Source organism: Aeromonas sp. 3P (genome assembly GCF_051919745.1).
Classification (GTDB): Bacteria; Pseudomonadota; Gammaproteobacteria; order Enterobacterales; family Aeromonadaceae; genus Aeromonas; species Aeromonas veronii.
This window is the reverse complement of the sequence record NZ_JBQBED010000001.1, coordinates 509,523-524,869: the sequence shown is the minus strand read 5'-3', so window position 1 is coordinate 524,869 and position 15,347 is coordinate 509,523. Positions and strand designations below refer to the sequence as shown.

The 15,347-nt window shown below is 60.3% G+C and carries 15 protein-coding genes and 1 other annotated feature; of the genes, 7 read left to right on the top strand and 8 right to left on the bottom strand.

Annotation, left to right across the window (positions count from 1 at the left end; genetic code table 11):
* Positions 1 to 30: 30 nt before the first annotated feature.
* From hisIE to hisG, 8 genes are read right to left on the bottom strand one after another with little or no spacing between them, the layout of a single operon-like run.
* Positions 31 to 681 (bottom strand): bifunctional phosphoribosyl-AMP cyclohydrolase/phosphoribosyl-ATP diphosphatase HisIE, encoded by a 651-nt coding sequence (gene hisIE / locus ACTG19_RS02335; protein WP_439988671.1) that lies wholly within the window; start codon positions 679 to 681, stop codon positions 31 to 33.
* Positions 674 to 1,447: an imidazole glycerol phosphate synthase subunit HisF gene (hisF, locus tag ACTG19_RS02330; protein ID WP_113739585.1), complete on the bottom strand. Its 774-nt coding sequence runs from the start codon at positions 1,445 to 1,447 to the stop codon at positions 674 to 676. The genes hisIE and hisF overlap by 8 nt, the downstream gene beginning before the upstream one ends.
* The gene (hisA, locus tag ACTG19_RS02325) at positions 1,447 to 2,208 is read right to left on the bottom strand and encodes a 1-(5-phosphoribosyl)-5-[(5-phosphoribosylamino)methylideneamino]imidazole-4-carboxamide isomerase (RefSeq protein ID WP_201989475.1); all 762 of its coding nucleotides are present in this window, start codon (positions 2,206 to 2,208) and stop codon (positions 1,447 to 1,449) included. The genes hisF and hisA overlap by 1 nt, the downstream gene beginning before the upstream one ends.
* 5 nt (positions 2,209 to 2,213) lie before the next feature.
* Positions 2,214 to 2,855, bottom strand: a complete 642-nt coding sequence (hisH, locus tag ACTG19_RS02320; RefSeq protein WP_201989473.1) for an imidazole glycerol phosphate synthase subunit HisH — start codon at positions 2,853 to 2,855, stop codon at positions 2,214 to 2,216.
* Positions 2,855 to 3,964 carry a bifunctional histidinol-phosphatase/imidazoleglycerol-phosphate dehydratase HisB gene (hisB, locus tag ACTG19_RS02315; RefSeq protein WP_160882141.1) on the bottom strand — a complete coding sequence of 370 codons (1,110 nt, stop codon included), beginning with the start codon at positions 3,962 to 3,964 and terminating at the stop codon, positions 2,855 to 2,857. The genes hisH and hisB overlap by 1 nt, the downstream gene beginning before the upstream one ends.
* Positions 3,965 to 3,979: 15 nt before the next feature.
* Complete coding sequence (hisC, locus tag ACTG19_RS02310) at positions 3,980 to 5,050, bottom strand: histidinol-phosphate transaminase (protein WP_113739581.1); 1,071 nt, start codon at positions 5,048 to 5,050, stop codon at positions 3,980 to 3,982.
* On the bottom strand, positions 5,047 to 6,372 hold the full coding sequence (hisD, locus tag ACTG19_RS02305; protein WP_113739580.1) for a histidinol dehydrogenase: 1,326 nt from the start codon (positions 6,370 to 6,372) through the stop codon (positions 5,047 to 5,049). Before hisD ends, hisC begins: the two co-directional genes overlap by 4 nt.
* 12 nt (positions 6,373 to 6,384) lie before the next feature.
* Positions 6,385 to 7,281, bottom strand: a complete 897-nt coding sequence (hisG, locus tag ACTG19_RS02300; protein WP_005352174.1) for an ATP phosphoribosyltransferase — start codon at positions 7,279 to 7,281, stop codon at positions 6,385 to 6,387.
* A 25-nt stretch (positions 7,282 to 7,306) separates the two neighbouring features.
* Positions 7,307 to 7,435: a sequence feature (His leader region), on the bottom strand.
* A gap of 187 nt (positions 7,436 to 7,622) precedes the next feature.
* On the opposite strand from hisG, the gene ACTG19_RS02295 reads away from it, so the two are divergent.
* The 7 genes from ACTG19_RS02295 (at position 7,623) to rnd (ending at position 15,264) form a co-directional block, all read left to right on the top strand.
* Positions 7,623 to 7,868, top strand: coding sequence for a hypothetical protein (locus ACTG19_RS02295; protein WP_005336755.1), 246 nt, complete (start codon positions 7,623 to 7,625; stop codon positions 7,866 to 7,868).
* Positions 7,869 to 7,935: 67 nt separating this feature from the next.
* On the top strand, positions 7,936 to 9,855 hold the full coding sequence (locus tag ACTG19_RS02290; RefSeq protein ID WP_113739579.1) for an ATP-dependent DNA helicase: 1,920 nt from the start codon (positions 7,936 to 7,938) through the stop codon (positions 9,853 to 9,855).
* Between the two features lie 90 nt (positions 9,856 to 9,945).
* Positions 9,946 to 10,647 (top strand): tRNA (adenosine(37)-N6)-threonylcarbamoyltransferase complex dimerization subunit type 1 TsaB, encoded by a 702-nt coding sequence (gene tsaB, locus ACTG19_RS02285; protein WP_005345613.1) that lies wholly within the window; start codon positions 9,946 to 9,948, stop codon positions 10,645 to 10,647.
* 118 nt (positions 10,648 to 10,765) lie between these two features.
* On the top strand, positions 10,766 to 11,281 hold the full coding sequence (locus tag ACTG19_RS02280; RefSeq protein WP_113739578.1) for a Slp family lipoprotein: 516 nt from the start codon (positions 10,766 to 10,768) through the stop codon (positions 11,279 to 11,281).
* Positions 11,282 to 11,289: 8 nt separating this feature from the next.
* On the top strand, positions 11,290 to 12,168 hold the full coding sequence (locus ACTG19_RS02275; protein ID WP_113739577.1) for an alpha/beta fold hydrolase: 879 nt from the start codon (positions 11,290 to 11,292) through the stop codon (positions 12,166 to 12,168).
* A gap of 198 nt (positions 12,169 to 12,366) precedes the next feature.
* Positions 12,367 to 14,043 (top strand): long-chain-fatty-acid--CoA ligase FadD, encoded by a 1,677-nt coding sequence (fadD, locus tag ACTG19_RS02270; protein ID WP_100647250.1) that lies wholly within the window; start codon positions 12,367 to 12,369, stop codon positions 14,041 to 14,043.
* 108 nt (positions 14,044 to 14,151) lie between these two features.
* Entirely contained in the window at positions 14,152 to 15,264 is a 1,113-nt protein-coding gene (gene rnd / locus ACTG19_RS02265) for a ribonuclease D (protein ID WP_108612378.1), read from the top strand.
* The last annotated feature ends 83 nt before the right edge of the window (positions 15,265 to 15,347 follow it).

Sequence of the window (15,347 nt, the reverse complement as noted above, 5' to 3'; positions counted from 1 at the left end):
AAGCCGGGGTAACCCGGCTTTATTATCAGTTTATTTATTATGCCGCTCATAAAGCCGCTGAACGACATCCTGTAATCCCAGACCTTCATTTTGCAGCAGTACGGTCAGGTGGTAGAGCAGATCGGCGGATTCGTTGATGAGCTCCTCCCGATCCTTGGCCATGGCGGCCAGCGCCACTTCGACACCTTCCTCACCGACCTTCTGGGCGATGCGCTTGGTGCCTTTGCCATAGAGGCTGGCGGTGTAGCTGGTGGCCGGATCGGCCCCTTTGCGGGCGGCCAGCACCTGTTCCAGCTCCACCAGAAAACCGAGGGGTGGCAGCGGGTGACCATGGAAACAGGAGGTTGTCCCTTTGTGACAGGTGGGGCCGACGGGGTTGGCGGCAATCAGCAGAGAGTCCTGATCGCAGTCGGTGCTGATGGCCACGAGTTGGAGCACATTGCCCGAGCTTTCACCCTTGGTCCAGAGCCGCTGTTTGCTGCGGCTAAAGAAGGTGACCTGACCGGAGCTCTGGGTCTTCTCCAGCGCTTCGCGGGTCATAAAGCCCTGCATCAGCACCTCGCCGCTGGCGGCATGCTGGACGATGGCGGGGATCATGCCGTCACACTTTTCCCAGTCGAGTTGCTCGGCAAGGGGGCGCGCGCTGGCGGTTGTTTGTGCATTTTCAGAGAAGTTATTCACGGATGGCGACTCCTTCAGTTTTCAGCCAGCGTTTCAATTCGGGAATGGGGATAAGGCCCTTGTGGAACACAGAGGCGGCCAGCGCCCCGTCCACATCGGCGAGGGTGAAGGCATCGCGAAAGTGTGCCATGGCACCGGCGCCGCCGGAGGCAATCAGCGGCACCTTGCAGATGCTGCGTACCAGCTTGAGCTGCTCGAGATCATAACCTTGGCGCATGCCGTCCTGATTCATCACGTTCAGCACGATTTCGCCCGCGCCGCGCTTTTGCACCTCCTGCACCCAGTCGAGAGTGTGCCAGGCGGTGGTGCGGGTGCGGCTCTCGTCACCAGTAAACTGTTTGACCTGATAGTGGCCCGTGTCGGCGTCGAAGTAGGAGTCAATCCCCACCACCACGCACTGCACGCCAAAGCGCTCGGCCAGTCGGCTGATCAGGGTCGGGTCGGCAAGGGCAGGGGAGTTGATGGAGACCTTGTCGGCGCCAAATTCGAGGATCTGGCGGGCGTCTTCGACGCTCTTGATGCCACCGGCGACGCAGAAGGGGATATCGATCACCTCCGCCACCCGGCTCACCCAGCTCTTGTCCACTACCCGGGCATCGCTGGAGGCGGTGATGTCATAGAACACCAGCTCATCAGCGCCTTCCTCGGCGTAGCGGCGCGCCAGCTCGACAATGCCGCCCATCACCTCGTGGTTGCGAAACTGCACCCCCTTGACCACCACGCCATCTTTCACGTCGAGGCAGGGGATAATGCGTCTTGCCAGCATCAGTTACCTCCTGTGGTAACGGCTGCGGGAGCTTGCCAGCAGGCGATGGCGTCACCCACCGAGAACTTGCCCTCCAGCAGGGCGCGGCCAAGGATGACCCCCTTGACGCCGGAGCCCTTGAGCGCCTCGATATCTGCGATGCCGCCAATGCCGCCGGAGGCTTGAAAGGCGACGCTCGGGTAGCGGGCGCAGAGATCCCGATAGAGCTCGACATTGGTGCCAGCCAGGGTGCCGTCACGGCTGATGTCGGTGCAGAGCACGTGCTTGAGCCCGGCGGGGAGGAAGCGCTCGATCAGTGCTTCGATGGTTACGCCGCTGTTCTCCTGCCAGCCTGCTACCGCGATATGGCGATTGCCCTGCTCATCGATATTGACGTCCAGCGCCAGCACGATCTGCTCGGGGCCGTATTTCTCCATCCAGCTGGCTACCAGATCCGGGGATTTGACGGCGGTGGATCCAATCACCACTCGGCTGGCACCGGCGGCCAAGAGATCTGCCACATCCTGCTCGGTGCGCACGCCGCCACCGACTTGCACAGGCGCTTCGGTGGCTGACAGCAGTTGGGTCAGCAGGGGCAGCTGGCGCGCCTTGGCATCCTTGGCACCGTCCAGATCCACCAGATGGAGCTGCACCGCCCCCTGGGAGACATATTCGTCAAAGCGGGCCTGCGGGCTGCTGCTGTATTCGGTCTTCTGCTGGTAGTCCCCCTGATAGAGGCGAACTACCTGACCGTTGATAAGGTCAATTGCGGGAATGATCATGCTAGTCACAGCTCCAGAAAATTTTGCAGCAAACGGGCACCGGATGCGCCTGAGCGCTCCGGGTGGAATTGGGCGCCGAAGAAGTTGCTGTGCTCTGCAACCCCACCGACGATGGCGGTAAAAGGGTTGCCGTAGTCGCAGGTCGCCAGCGTCGCTTCGGTTACCTCCAGCGCATAGGAGTGGACGAAGTAGAAGTAGCTGCCGCTCGGGATCCCCTTGAGCAGAGGATGGGTTTCGTCATGCTCAATCTGGTTCCAGCCCATATGGGGCAGGCGCAGATTACCGACCTCCATCAGCCGGATTTTGCCCGGCACTATGCCAAGGCAGTCGATGAGATCGCCTTTACTGCCATCGGCACTCATGCTCTCTTCGGAGGCCTCCGCCAGCATCTGCATACCGAGGCAAAAGCCCAGCAGCGGCTGCTTGGCGGCGCGAATAAGGGGCACCAGTCCCCGTTCATTGAGGTTTTTCATGGCGGCCACCGCAGTGCCGACGCCGGGCAGGATCAGCTTGTCCGCCTGCTCGATATCAGCCGCCACGCTTGAGACCAGCGGCTGCACGCCGAGGCGTTCGAACGCCATTCTGACCGAGGCCAGATTTGCACAACCGGTATCGATAATGACCAGCTTCTGCTTGCTCACATCCATCACAGCACTCCCTTGCTGGAGGGAAGTTCGCTCCCTTCCACCCGAATAGCCTGACGCAGGGCGCGGCCAAAGCCTTTGAACAGCGCCTCTACCTGATGGTGGGTATTGCCGCTGCCCACCTTCATCTGCAATGTGATGGCCATGGCGTCTGACAGCGAGCGGAAGAAGTGGGGCACCATCTCGGTGGCCATCTCGCCAACATTGTCGCGGCCAAAGCCGCTCGGGCAGTCAAACACGAAGTAGGGGCGGCCGCTGAGATCCAGCGCGGTGCTCACCTCCTGCTCGGTCAGCGGGCGCGCATCGATCACCGCTTGCACTTCGTCCATTGCCAGCACGAAGCCGAAACGGCCGATGCCGCGCTTGTTGCCAAGGGCCTGACGCAATGCCTGACCGAGGGCCAGACCGACGTCTTCCACCGTGTGGTGATCGTCGATATGCAGGTCGCCGCTGACGTTCAGCTTGAGTTGGAAACCGGCGTGGGTGGCAATTTGATCCAGCATGTGATCAAAGAAGCCTATGCCGGTGGCGATCTGGTTGCCGCCGCTCTTGTCTAAGTCCAGCGCCACCTGGATGCGGGTCTCCTTGGTGTTGCGCTCCACCGAGGCTACGCGCCCCTTGGAAAGCAGCTGATCACGGATAGCGAGCCAGTCGTGATCCTGCGGGTGGTAGCGAATACCGCCAATGCCCATATTCTCGGCAAGCTGCAGGTCGGTCTGGCGATCGCCAATCACGAAGGAGTTGGCAAAGTCGATGCGACCCGAGGCGAGGTACTCTTTCACCAGCCCGAGATGGGGCTTGCGGCAGCTGCAGCCGTCGGTGGGGAAGTGGGGGCAGATCAGCACCTGCTCCCACTTCACCCCTTGCGATTCAAACAGGTGCATCATCAGGTCGTGGGGTGGCTGGAAGTTCTCCAGCGGCAGGCTGGCGGTGCCCAGCCCATCCTGATTGGTCACCATCACCAGCACGTAGCCTGCGGCCTGCAACTCGCGCAGCACCGGAATGACCATGGGCTCGAAGCGCAGTTTGGCGAGGCTATCTACCTGCTTGTCGGTCACCGGCTCTTCAATCAGGGTGCCGTCGCGGTCGATAAACAAAAACGGGGTCTTCATCGCTACATCCTTGTCTTACAAAGTGGGAGAGGGCAGATCACGCAATACCGCCAGCACGGCATCCATCTCGCCCTGATAGCCGATGGTGACGCGAATGCTGTTATCAAGGCCGGGTTTGGTCGAGAAATCCCGCAGTATGATGCCAGCGGCCTTCATGGCGGCAAAGACGGCTGCGCCATCCACAAAGCGCACCAGCACGAAGTTGCCCTTGTCCTCGAATACTTCCTTCACGCAGGCAAGCGTTGTCAGCTCTGCCTTGAAGGCGGCTTTTTGCTTGTTGAGCTCTACCACTCGCTCCTGCATCAGCTCCAGCCCCATGGGGGAGAGGGCTTGTGCCGCGATCTGGGCGATGGGCTCGGGGATGGGATAGGGGGCGATCACCTTGGCCAGCATGGCGATCACCTCGGGGCTTGCCAGCGTAAAGCCGCAGCGGATCCCCGCCAGGGCAAAGGCCTTGGAGAGGGTGCGGGTCACCACCAGATTGGGGAAGCGGGCCAGCAGGTCCACCACGGACGCTTCCGGGCAGAACTCGATATAGGCCTCGTCCACCACCACGATGGCGCGATCCCGCGCTTTTTCCAGCAGGGCGATGAGGCCGTCGCGCCCCACCAGATCCCCGGTGGGGTTGTTGGGGGAGCAGAGAAACACCAGCTTCACGTCACTGAGGCGATCGGCGATGGCGGGCCAGTCAGGTTGGCGGCTGGCGGTCAGCGGCTGCTCGACGATACCGACGCCACAGGTCTCGGCGCTGATGGCGTACATGCCGTAGGTGGGCGGGCAGATGAGGATCTGATCTTCACCCGCTTCGCAGAAGGTGCGGATCAGCAGTTCGATGGCCTCGTCGGCGCCGCGGCTCACCAGCACCTGATCGGGATTGACCCCGGCGTAGGCGGCATAGCCGTTCACCACCTCGGCCGGTTGGCACTCGGGGTAGCGGTTGAGGCGGCTCCCCTCGATGGTAAAGGGATAGGCCTGCGGCGCCTCGTTGGCGTTGAGCCAGACGTGGCCCTTGCCGCCGATGCGGCGGGCGGATTGATAAGGGGTGAGGGCCCGCACCACGCGGCGCGCCAGATTGGCAATGCTCATGACAAATCCTTCTGCTGTGCTGTTTGTTGGGGCGCGGCGGCCAGGGCGTTCAATCTCAGCGTCACGGCGTTCTTGTGGCCATCGAGCCCTTCGGCCTGAGCAATGCGCTCGACAATGGGGCCAAGGCCGCGAATACCTTCGGCGCTCAGCTCCTGCACTGTGTAGCGGCGCTGATAATCTGCAAGGCCAAGGCTCGAGCAGGTGCGGGCATAGCCATAGGTAGGCAGAGTGTGGTTGGTGCCGCTGGCGTAATCGCCGACCGACTCGGGGGTCCATGCTCCCAGAAAGATGGAACCGGCATTCTCAAGCTGGTCCAGCAGATCGCGGGGGGCGCGGGTCTGCACGATCAGGTGCTCCGGCGCGTAGGCGTTGGAGATGGCACATGCTTCGGCCAGATCGTCACAGAGGATCACCAGACTGCTGCCGAGCGCCTGGGCGGCGATATCGCGGCGGCTCAACTTGGCCAGCTGGCTCTTGATCTCCCCTGCGATGGCATCGGCCAGTAGCGGCGAGGTGGTGATCAGCACCACCTGGCTGTCGGGACCATGCTCGGCCTGGGAGAGCAGATCCGCCGCCACGAAGGCGGGGTTGGCGCTCTCGTCGGCAATCACCAGCACCTCGGAGGGGCCGGCGGGCATGTCGATGGCGGCGCCGCGCCAGTCGCGGGAAACCTGCCCCTTGGCTTCGGTTACATAGGCGTTACCCGGGCCGAAGATCTTGTCCACCTTGGGAATGCTCTCTGTGCCGTACGCCATTGCCGCGATGGCCTGGGCGCCGCCGATGGCGAACACCTTCTCGACGCCGCAGGCGCGGGCGGCAAACAGGATCTCGTCGCTCGCCGGAGACGGGGTGCAGAGCACCACTTCACGGCAACCGGCGATAGCAGCCGGAATGGCCAGCATCATCACGGTGGAGGGGAGCGGCGCGCTGCCCCCCGGCACATAGAGGCCGACCCGACTGATGGGTTGGGTGCGCAGCTCGCACACCACTCCGGGTTGGGTCTCTACCCGTACCAATGGCTGCATTTGGGCGGCGTGGAAGGTGCGAATGTTGGTAATGGCCGCTTCGATGGCATTTTTGATGTCGTCATCCAGCCGCGCGCAGGCGGCTTCAATCTCATCTTCGCTGACGCGCAACTGCTCACGGGGGGCACGCTCGAAGCGCTGGCTCAGCTCGCGCAGGGCCTCATCGCCACGGCTGCGTACCGCGGCGATGATCTCTTTGACCACGGCGCCAATATCGGCCTCGTCATTGAGGGCGGGCCGGGTCAGCACGTCGGCCTGCTGGGCAGGGGAGAGGGTCTTCCAGATCAGGGTCTGCATGATGTCCCTTCCTTATTCCATCATTTTTTCGATGGGCAGCACCAGAATGGAGCTGGCACCCAGAGCCTTGAGCTGCTCCATAGTCTCCCAGAACAGGGTCTCGCTGGAGACGACGTGCAACGCTACCTGATTGGTGTCTCCGGCCAGCTGCATGATGGTGGGGCGTTCGGCACCCGGCAGCAGATCTGTGATGGCATCGAGCTTGTCTTTGGGGGCGTGCAGCATGATGTACTTGCTCTCGCGGGCCTGCTGCATCCCCTGAATGCGGGGCAGCAGTTTGTCGATCAGCTTCTGCTTGGCATCGGACAAGGGGTTGGGGGCCTGTACCAGCACCGCCTTGGAGCGGTAGATCACCTCCACCTCTTTGAGGCCATTGGCTTCCAGGGTCGCGCCGGTGGAGACCAGATCGCAGATGGCATCGGCCAGGCCCGCACGGGGCGCCACTTCCACCGAGCCGCCCAGCATCACGCTCTTGAAGCCAAGACCCTTTTCATCAAAGAAGCGCTTGAGCAGCCCGGGGTAGGAGGTGGCGATGCGCTTGCCCGCCAGACTCTGTGGCCCTGTGTAGGTCACATCTTCCGGCACCGCCAGCGAGAGGCGGCAGCCGCCAAAATCGAGCTGCTTGAGGGTTTTGACTTCGAAGGGCAGGCCCTGTGAGGCGCGGATCAGCTGCACTTCTTCCAGCACGTTCTCGCCGATGATGCCAAGATCGACCACCCCTTCCATCACCAACCCCGGGATATCATCATCACGCACCCGCAGGATATCGATGGGCATGTTCTCGACATGGGCGATGAGGCGCTGCTCGCGCAGGTTGATCTTGAGGCCACAGCTCTTGAACAGGGCCTGGGAGTCCTGGCTCAGACGACCGGACTTTTGCATGGCGATACGCAGACGTTGTGTTTCCATTTGCTCGATTTCCTTCTAGTCAAAAACGAAAAAACCCTCGGAAGTGGGTGCTTCCGAGGGTTTATGAATCTTGCGGTCCTTTTGGAAGTCACCAGTTAAGTGTCTTCCAGCAGTCAACCTCCTGAAAGACTAGTCGGGATGATGATGGTGGTGATGAGTCTTCAGGGTGGTGAACTTCATGTAATCAATCCTTTACAAAATAAGATGTCGTAATTGACGCCTGATTTAAACTACCTGCCTTGACAGAAAATGCAACCCGAAATTGTGATTTGATCGATTAAAGTGGCGAAAACGGTTTTCTGGTCGATAACTAGACAATAACCCCTGCAGGAGTCGCCATCATGCCCAGCCAGGACCTGTTGTTCCCCATTTTGCCCCGGGCGCCTGCCGCGCCCGGCAGCGAAGAGATCAAGCGGGAAGTGAACCAGATCAGCAAAAAGCACCAGCTGCGCAAGACCAGCACTGATAACAGTGACTCCCAACAGCGCCAGCAGGCGTATAGCACCCCCGCCAAGCGTGATCAGCCAAAGGCGGAGGAGGGCGATCACAAGCCGGATCCCGAGCATCAGATCGATCTGTTCGTCTAGGCAGATTATCTGTCCCGCTTTTGCCGCGCTTTTGGCATAATGTCCGCTTTTGCTGCGGGACGCCCTTTTGACCATCCAGACCCTGTTCAAGCCAGATGGCCCTCTGGCCAGCCATATCGACGGTTTCAAAGCCCGCGCTCCCCAACTGGAGATGGCCGAAGCGGTCGCATGCGCCATCAAAAGTGGTGGCCGTCTGCTGGTGGAGGCGGGGACCGGTACCGGCAAGACCTACGCCTATCTGGTCCCTGCGCTGGAATCCGGCAAGCGGGTGGTGATCAGTACCGGCTCCAAGAACCTGCAGGAGCAGCTCTTCTATCGGGATCTCCCGACAATCACAGGCGCGCTCTCCTACACCCCGCCGGTGGCCCTGCTCAAGGGGCGCAGCAACTATCTCTGCATCGAGCGGATGAACCGGCTCTTGAGCGAATCCCATCTGCAAAAGCCTGAAATCCTGAACGATCTGGTGAAGGTCAAATCTTGGTCCACTGCTACCGATAACGGCGATGTGGGGGATATTCCGGGATTGCAGGAGAACGCCGAGATCCTCGCCCACGTCACCAGCACCAACGATAACTGTCTCGGTCGCGACTGCCCCTATTACGACGACTGCCATCTGGTGGTGGCTCGTCGCCGCGCCATGGATGCCCAGGTGGTGGTGATCAACCACCACCTCTTCTTCGCCGATATGGCGGTGAAAGACACGGGATTTGGCGAGTTGGTGCCGGAAGCACAAGTCTATGTGTTTGATGAAGCCCATCAGCTGCCGGAGATCGCCACCAACTACTTCGGCAAATCGGTAGGCAGCCGAACGATTCAGGATCTGGCGCAGGATATCCAGCTGGCCTATCGGGCAGAGGCCCACGACATGGCCCAGCTCGGCAAGGCGGCGGACCGGCTCGCTATCGCCAGTCAGGATCTGCGTCTCGCCTTCGGGGTGGATGGCGGTCGCGGCAATACCCGCGACATGTTGCGCCAGCCGCTCTGGGGCCAGGCGCTGGCCCGCCTCAACGATGCCCTCGGACTCTGTTATGAAGTGCTGAAACTGGCTCTCGGCCGGGGCGAGCAGCTGGATCACGCCTTCGGGCGCATCAGTGAACTGCGCACTCGCCTGGGTGAAGTGCTGGCGGTCAACCAGACCGGTTTCTCCTACTGGTATGACTGCTCGCGGCTTCATTTCACCCTCAATCTGACGCCGCTTTCGGTGGCCGAGCGATTCAGTGCCGAGGTGCAAAGACCGGAAGTGGCCTGGGTCTTCACCTCCGCCACCCTGACGGTGGATATGCGGTTTGATCACTTCAAGGCCGAGCTGGGGCTGGCAGGCAGCGCCGAGCTTATTCTCGACAGCCCGTTCGACTATGGCGAGCAGGCGCGGCTCTGTGTGCCCCGCTATCTGCCGGAACCCAACGCCTTTGGCCGTGGCGAGCAGCTGGCCAATCTGATGATCCCCCTCATCAACAAGACGCCTGGGGGCTGTTTCTTCCTCTGCACCAGCCATCAGGTGATGCGTCAGGTGGCCGAGGTGCTGCGCCGGGAGATTGGCCGCACCGTCTTGCTGCAGGGGGAGGACAACAAGCAACGGTTGCTCAAGGAGTTTGTCGAGAATGGCCGCGCCGTGCTGGTGGCGACCAGCAGTTTCTGGGAGGGGATCGACGTGCGAGGGGCGGCGTTGTCGTGTGTTATCATCGACAAACTGCCGTTTGCCAGCCCCGATGATCCGCTGCTCAAGGCGCGGGTGGATGATTGCAAGCTCAAGGGGGGGGATCCCTTCGCCGAGCTGCAGTTGCCCAAGGCGGTGATTGCCCTCAAGCAGGGGGTGGGGCGGCTTATTCGTGATCGCAGTGATCACGGGGTGCTGGTTATCTGTGATCCACGCATGGTCAACAAACCTTACGGCGCCACCTTTATCAAGAGTCTGCCTGCCATCCCTCGCACCCGGGAGTTGGGTACGCTGGGGAGTTTTTTCGATCGCACTGAACGCGGTGAATAAATGTGTCGCCAGCTAACAGATTTGAACAACGGGTGAGCATATCTCGCTTGCCGGTTATGTAATTGACTGATTTTATAGAGATTGGAAAGCATGAACGAGTTGAAGATCCTGGCCGTAGATACCGCCACCGAAGCCTGCTCCGCCGCCTTGCTGGTGGGTGACAAGCTGTTCTCCCGCTGGGAGGAGGCGCCACGGGATCACACCCGAAAAATCCTGCCCATGGTTCAGGCTGTGTTAGAGGATGCCGGGATAAGTTTGAGTGACCTTGATGCCATTGCGTTCGGTCGCGGCCCGGGCTCCTTTACTGGCGTGCGGATCGGCATCAGTGTGGCGCAAGGTCTGGCGTTTGGTGCGGGGGTGCCGCTGATCGGCATCTCGACCCTGGCCGCCATGGCGCAAGGTGCCTATCGACTGGATGGCGCCGAGCAGGTGCTGACCGCCATCGATGCGCGGATGAACGAGGTCTATTTCGGCCGCTATGAGCTGATTGATGGCCGCATGCAACTGGTGGGGGACGAGGTGGTGAGCGAGCCCGCGGCACTGGTTGACGTCCGTGGCAAGCTGGCGGGCCCTGTGACCTGCGTCGGCACCGGTTTTGAAACCTATGGCGAGACCCTGAGTGGTTTGGCCGATGAGCTGGCGGTGAGCCAGGTACGTTTCCCGGCGGCAGAGGACATGCTGCCGCTGGCCCGCGCCGCCTGGCTGGCGGGGGAGGCGGTGCCGGTTGAACAAGCAACGCCGGTCTATTTGCGTGACAAGGTGACCTGGAAAAAACTGCCGGGTCGCGAATAAGGGCAGGAGCACTGACAGCATGTCGCTCTTGCCGCTCATCAGCTGCAATAAAAGCGGGTGGTCCGACAGGCCACGCTGGCAACAGGAGAGTGACATGATGCGTAATAGCAGAAGCGACATGATGAAACGCACTATGGTGGTCGGGGCGCTGGCTCTGCTGCTCGGGGCCTGTAGCTCGGTACCCAAGGAGCTGGCCTATGAGCCAGAAAACCAGCTGGTGGCTTATCAACCCGCCCTTGGCGGAATGGAGGGCAAACCGGCCCGCTGGAGCGGCGTTATCTCGGCGGTGCACAACAAGGCGGATCAGAGTGTTATTGAAGTGGTCTATCTGCCGCTTAAATCCAACGGTGTGCCGGAGCAGACCGAGCAGAGCCCGGGCCGTTTTCTGGCCATCATGAAGGGTTTTGTCGATCCGACCCTCTACGCCAAGGGGCGCAGCCTGACGGTGCTTGGCACCATAGGCAAACCGGTGGATAGCCAGATTGGCGAGCACAAGTACCGCCTCTCTGTGCTCAATGTGACGGGCAGCAAGCTGTGGCCGCCAGTCAAGGAGGTGGAGGTGCGCTATATGGACCCTTACTTCTACGACCCCTTCTATGATCCCTTCTGGCCGAGACGGCCGCTGCGTCGCTAAGGCTTGCCATGATCAAGAGCATCAAAAGCACTCTGCACGAACGCCTGCTCACCTTGGCAGATGGGCGGCGGGTAGCCCTGCTGGATAACCAGTCTGCGGAGCATGATCAGCAGGGCAAACCCCTGCTGATCGCCCTGCATGGCTGGCTCGACAATAGCGTCAGCTTCTTGCCGCTGGCGCCCCATCTGGGTGATTTTCACCTCATCTGTGTCGATCTGCCGGGACACGGTCACTCCGATCACAAAACCACCCCTTATGTCTTTGTTGACTGGCTGGACGATCTCTACCAGATCGTGCAGGCGGCAGGGTGGTCGCGCTTCACTCTGCTCGGTCACTCCCTCGGGGCGCTGATCGCCTCCGCCTATGCCGGGGTGTTCCCCAAACAGGTGGAGCGGTTGATCATGCTGGAGGGGCTGGGGCCGCTGAGCCAGCCCGATGAGGAGGTACCTGCCCAGCTGCGACGAGCGATTTTAAACCGCAGTCGCACCCGGGAGCGCAGTGCTAACGGCTTTGCTTCCATCGATGAAGCTGTCGCCGCCCGTTGCAAAGTGGCGGATATCACGTCGCAGGCGGCGCGTCTTATCTGTGAGCGGCAGCTTGAAGAGCGGGCAGGACGCTGGCACTGGCGCAGCGACCCCCGTTTGCGGGATCTGTCGCCCCTGAGAATGAGCGAAGGACAGGCTCGGGCATTGATGGCGGCTATCCGTTGTCCTGTGCTGTTGATTCAGGGGGAGCAGGGCTTTGCTGCACTTGAAGCCCAATGGCAGGCCCGTCAGGATGCTTTCCAGCAGATCGAGCGGGTCATATTGGGTGGAAACCACCATTTTCATATGGAAAATTCGGTTGATACGGCCGTTTGTATCGTAAAGTTTTGTCAAGTTCGGTAGAATCGCCAGCTTTCAATAATTCCAGGTTTGTTTTCTCCCTCACATTTTTCTGTTGTTAATTTGCTGTTAATTGATGTTGCGCTGTGTAAATATGTGCGGCATTAGAGCATCAGCTTAAAACAACCGATTAAAATGGATGTGAACCGGGACGGAGGCAACACAGTGAGCGCACAGGTGCTAGTTATGCAGGAGAAGTTTGTGGAAAAAGTCTGGCTGAAACGTTATCCGGAAGGGGTCCCCGCCGAGATCAATCCAGACCAATACAGCTCCCTGGTCGAGATGTTCGAATCCTCGGTGACCCAGTTTGCCGATCAGCCCGCCTTCGTCAATATGGGCCAAACCATCACCTACCGCCGACTGGAAGAGCAGTCCCGCGCCTTTGCTGCCTACCTGCAAAACGAGCTGAAGCTGGAGAAAGGGGATCGGGTCGCGGTGATGATGCCGAACCTGCTGCAATACCCCATCGCCGTGTTTGGCATCCTGCGTGCCGGCATGATAGTGGTCAACGTCAACCCGCTCTATACCCCGCGTGAGCTGGAGCATCAGCTCAAGGACTCCGGTGCCAAAGCCATCGTTATCGTCTCCAACTTCGCCCATACCCTGGAAAAAGTGGTCTACGACACCCCGATCAAGCACGTTATCCTGACCCGGATGGGGGATAACCTGGGGCTGGCCAAGGGCACCTTGGTCAACTTCGTGGTCAAGTACGTCAAGAAGCTGGTGCCGAAATACAATCTGCCCCACGCCACCACCATGCGTCAGGCCCTCTCCAAGGGGCGTTTCCTGCAGTACATCAAGCCGGAGATCACCAACGACGATCTCGCCTTCCTGCAGTACACCGGTGGCACCACCGGCCTCTCCAAAGGGGCCATGCTGACTCATCGCAACATGATTGCCAACGTCGAGCAATGCCTCGGCGTCTACGGCCCCATGCTGGAACGCGGCAAGGAGTTCGTGGTCACCGCATTGCCGCTCTATCACGTCTTCGCCCTGACCGTGAATTGCCTGCTCTTTATGCGTATCGGCGGTTACAACCTGCTGATCAGCAACCCGCGCGACATCCCGGGCTTTGTCAAAGAGATCAAGAAGTACCCCTTTACCTGCATTACCGGGGTTAACACCCTGTTCAATGCGCTGGTCAACAACGAAGAGTTTCAGGGGATCTCCTTTGACAAGCTCAAGCTGACCATCGGTGGCGGCATGGCGGTGCAGCGTGCGGTTGCGGAGAAGTGGAAGACACTGACCGACACCCCGCTGCTGGAAGGCTATGGCCTGACCGAGTGTTCGCCACTGGTGAGCGTCTGCCCCTACGATCTGACCGATTACAACGGCTCCATCGGTTTGCCGGTCTGCTCTACCGAGATCCGTCTGGTGGATGACAACGGTCAGGTGATCCACGCCCTCGGCACCCCCGGCGAAATGCAGGTTCGTGGCCCGCAGGTGATGGTGGGCTACTGGCAGCGCCCCGAGGCGACTGCCGAAGTGATGCAGGATGGCTGGCTCTGTACCGGTGATATCGCGGTGTGCGACGAGCAGGGCTTCTTCAAGATCGTTGACCGCAAGAAGGACATGATCCTGGTCTCCGGTTTCAACGTCTATCCGAACGAGATCGAAGATGTCGTTGCCCTGCACCCGAAAGTGTTGGAAGTGGCCGCCGTGGGTGTGCCGCACAAGGTCTCCGGCGAGTTGGTGAAGATCTTTGTGGTCAAGAAAGATGCAAAATTGCAGGAGGACGAGATTATTGCCCACTGCCGCAAACATCTGACTGCCTATAAGGTGCCGAAACTGGTAGAATTTCGTGACGAACTTCCCAAGACCAATGTGGGCAAGATCCTGCGCCGCGTACTGCGCGACGAGGAGATTGCCAAGCAATAACCGGACTGCAGCTGCAGAATTTTCTGCAAACCAGCACCGTCGTTATGCAGAACCGTGGGTCATCCCACGGTTTTTTCTTTTTGGCCCTGATCAACCGCGCAGGCACAGATGCACTATCAACTTATCACTCAGCAAGCCGAACTTGAGCAGTATCTTGCTTCTCTGGCCGACGTTCCCCTGGCTATCGATACTGAATTCGTTCGCACCCGTACCTACTATCCCCAGCTTGGCCTGTTCCAGATCTATGACGGCGAGCATCTGGCGCTGCTGGATCCGCTCACCCTGGATCTCTCCGCCCTCTGGCAGCGACTGGGCCGGGAAGGGCAGATCGCCATCCTGCACGCCTCTGGCGAAGATCTGGAGCTTATCCAGCATCAGGCGGGCCACCTGCCCAACCAGATGCACGACACCCAGCTGGCAACCGCTTTTCTCGGTTACGGTGTCTCGGTCGGCTTTGGTGCGCTGGTGAACGAATTCCTTGGGGTCGAGCTGGAAAAAGACCAAGCGCGCACCGATTGGCTGGCCCGCCCGCTTACGCCACGTCAGCTCGAATACGCGGCAGCGGATGTCTTCTACCTGATGCCGCTCTACGAGAAAGTGATGGCCAAACTGCGGGAAAGCGGCAAGTTTGCCTGGTTCGAGCAGGAGTGCCAGAACCACTCTGCCCGCAAGACCCAGGGTAGCGATCCCCGTCAGGCTTATCTTGAAATCGTCAACGCCTGGCAACTGGGTCGCCGCGAGCTCGCCATTCTGCGCGAGCTGGCCGCCTGGCGCCAGCAAGAGGCGGTGCGCCGGGACCTGGCCCTCAATTTTGTGGTGAAAGAGCTGCACCTGTTCAAGGTGGCGGAGCGTCGTCCTGCCTCCCTGCGGGATCTCAACGAGCTCGGCCTCTCGCCCATCGAGATCAAGATCCACGGCAAGCGGATGCTCGATATCGTCGCCAAGGCGCAGCAGAGCGATCCTGACAGCTGGCCCGAGCCCATTCGCCGGCTGGTGGACTTCCCCCAGTACAAGGCCGAGCTCAAGCGCATCAAGGCAATGGTGGAAGAGAAGGCCAAGGCGAGCAATATTCCGCCCGAGCTGATTGCCAGCAAGAAGATCATTCACCAGTACTTCACCTGGAGCTGGCGGATGAATGACGAAGAACGGGCCCGCAGCGACAAACCGATGCTGCTGCAAGGGTGGCGTCATGAGCTGGTCGGTCACCTGCTGGCACAATAAGCCACCAGACGGTTGCACCTATAAATCAATCCTCACCCTCGGGTGGGGATTTTTATTGGGCGAAAGAGACAAATGGGCATGCC